We start from the raw sequence: 2,879 nt of genomic DNA, 5'->3' as shown, positions 1-2,879 counted from the left end.
AAAAAATATTTTTAGCTAGGGACGAATGGTTTTTTTTATTACATCTCGTGTCAGTATTAGAACAGGAGGAGACAAATATGAAACAAGTTATTTTTTCAGGAATTCAACCGAGCGGCGACTTAACGCTTGGAAATTACATTGGGGCATTAAAACAGTTTGGGCAGTTTCAAGATGAGTTCGAGTGTTACTACTGTATTGTAGATGAGCATGCCATCACGGTTCCGCAAGATCGGTTAAAATTGCGTAAGCAAATACGGAGTCTCGCAGCCCTTTATTTGGCTGTTGGATTAGACCCCAAAAAAGCAACACTCTTTATCCAATCGGAAGTTCCAGCACATGCACAAGCAGCTTGGATTTTACAATGTAATGTCTACATTGGCGAACTTGAGCGGATGACACAGTTTAAAGATAAATCTGCTGGAAAAGCTGGCGTAAGTGCCGGGCTCCTCACCTACCCGCCGCTTATGGCCGCTGACATTCTGCTCTATCAAACAAATCTTGTCCCTGTCGGCGAAGATCAAAAGCAGCATATTGAGCTTACTCGTGACCTTGCCGAACGCTTTAACAAAAAACATAATGATATTTTTACAATGCCGGATATTTATGTGCCGAAACAAGGCGCACGTGTGATGTCGCTGCAAGAACCTACCAAGAAAATGAGTAAGTCAGATGAAAATATGAAAGGCGCAATTTATCTGCTCGATCCGCCGAATACAATTACAAAAAAAAATCAAGAGTGCTGTAACAGATTCTTCTGGTGTAATTGAATACGACAAAGAAAATAAGCCCGGCATTTCAAATCTGCTAACCATTTATTCTACACTTTCTGGAAAAACTGTAAAAGAACTCGAAGCTGAATACGAAGGAAAAGGTTACGGGGACTTCAAAACTGATCTTGCCGCTGTTGTCGTAGCTGAACTTGAGCCAATTCAAAAGCGCTACAACCACTTCCTTGAATCGGAAGAATTAGATCAAATTCTAGATGAAGGCGCTGAAAAAGCAAATTATGCAGCTAATAAAACATTACGTAAGATGGAAAACGCAATGGGTCTTGGACGTAAACGCCGTTAAGAAAAAAGCCTGGAAACAGTGGTTTCCAGGCTTTTTAATTTAAATTGCTTTTAGTTCAACGTCAATATTACCGCGTGTTGCCTTGCTGTATGGACAAACTTGATGTGCTTTTTCGATCAATTCTTGTGTTTTAGCATCATCTACTCCATCGATATGCACTTCAAGTACTACACCAACTTTGAAGCCATTGTCTTCTGGATCACTATAAAGTGATACGGTTCCAGTTACAGTACTTTTACCGTTTACTTTTTCTTTCCCCATCACAAGTTCAAGAGCACTGTTAAAGCAAGCGCTATAACCGGCTGCAAAAAGCTGTTCTGGATTTGTTCCTGCACCATTTTCACCGCCAAGTTCTTTCGGCGCAGAAATATCATATTGGAAAATATTATCCGGCGAGTGCACTTCTCCGCTTCTTCCGCCAGTATTGATAACCGTTGTTTCATATAATTTTTTCATCTCGTTATTCCTCCAATTCATTTGTCCTACATGTAAATCTTAGGCATTTTTGATTTGAAAAACCAACAATTTGCTTGTGAATTAGTTAGAAATAATACGAAAGAGCCGAGAAAAGAAGGATTCTTTTCTCGGCTCTTTCTCATTTATTAATCAGTCACTTTTTTGAAAACAAGTGTTGCATTATGTCCGCCAAAGCCAAATGAATTCGACATTACGACATTTACATCTTTTTCCCTTGCTACGTTCGCTACGTAATCAAGATCGCATAGCGGGTCTGGATGCTTTAGGTGAATGGTAGGCGCAACAATGCTGTCACGGATTGTCAAGACAGAAAAGATAGCTTCGATGCCACCAGAGGCACCTAACGTATGTCCGGTCATCGATTTCGTAGAGCTTACTAGGAGTTTCTTAGCATGCTCTCCAAACACTGTTTTAACCGCAGTCGTTTCGTACTCGTCATTATAACCGGTACTCGTTCCGTGCGCGTTAATGTAATCAACATCTTCCGGTGCAATTCCTGCATCTTTTAGTGCCATTGCCATTGAGCGGGCTGCCCCTTCACCGTTTGGAGCCGGAGCTGTAATATGATAGGCATCGCTTGTCGCGCCGTAACCCACCACTTCTGCATAAATCTTCGCGCCGCGAGCCTTAGCATGTTCATACTCTTCCAAAATCACGATCCCAGCACCTTCACCAATGATAAAACCATCACGATCTTTATCAAATGGGCGGCAAGCTGTTTCTGGATCAGGGTTAAGCGAAAGCGCTTTGTTTGCACAGAATCCGGCAAGCGACATTTTCGTGATCGGCGCTTCTGTCCCACCTGAGATCATTACATCAGCATCACCGCGTTCAATCACTTTGAAAGCATCGCCGATTGAGTTTGTTCCTGTTGCACAAGCCGTTACCGTTGCAGTGTTGATTCCTTTTGTTCCGAAACGGATCGAAACTTGACCTGATGCCATATCAGGAATCATCATTGGAACGAAAAATGGACTAACGCGACGAAGACCTCGCTCTTTGAAAGTATCATACTGGGTCTCAAAGGTTTCCATTCCTCCGATTCCAGAACCAATCCAAACCCCTACTCGTTCAGCGTTTGATTCATCTACCGTAAAATTCGCATCTTTAAGTGCCATTTCAGCACCGGCAATAGCATAATGCGTGAAGCGATCCATTTTGCGCGCTTCTTTTTTTCTCGATATATTCTTCAACGTCAAAGCCTTTTACTTCGGCTGCAATCTTAACCGGAAAATCATCCGGGTTCAAACGAGTAAGTGGAGCTACACCGTTTTCCACCTTTTTTTGGCCTTGGCCCATGACCGTTTCTGCATCGTTACCAAGGGGCGTGA

The 2,879-nt window shown here is 42.5% G+C and carries 1 protein-coding gene and 2 pseudogenes; 1 reads left to right on the top strand and 2 read right to left on the bottom strand.

Annotated features, from left to right (window positions below):
• The first annotated feature begins 77 nt into the window (after nt 1–77).
• Nucleotides 78–1,071, top strand: a pseudogene (gene trpS / locus MFLO_RS13945) (tryptophan--tRNA ligase).
• Between the two features lie 39 nt (nt 1,072–1,110).
• Here trpS and MFLO_RS13940 read toward each other — a convergent pair.
• Together MFLO_RS13940 and fabF are read right to left on the bottom strand one after the other, a co-directional pair.
• The gene (locus tag MFLO_RS13940) at nt 1,111–1,527 is read right to left on the bottom strand and encodes an organic hydroperoxide resistance protein (RefSeq protein ID WP_036098663.1); all 417 of its coding nucleotides are present in this window, start codon (nt 1,525–1,527) and stop codon (nt 1,111–1,113) included.
• Between the two features lie 146 nt (nt 1,528–1,673).
• Nucleotides 1,674–2,879, bottom strand: a pseudogene (gene fabF, locus MFLO_RS13935) (beta-ketoacyl-ACP synthase II); the annotation flags it as partial.

It is taken from the genome of Listeria floridensis FSL S10-1187, from assembly GCF_000525875.1.
In the GTDB taxonomy this organism is placed as follows: domain Bacteria; phylum Bacillota; class Bacilli; order Lactobacillales; family Listeriaceae; genus Listeria; species Listeria floridensis.
This window is presented reverse-complemented; position numbering and strand designations above follow the sequence as displayed.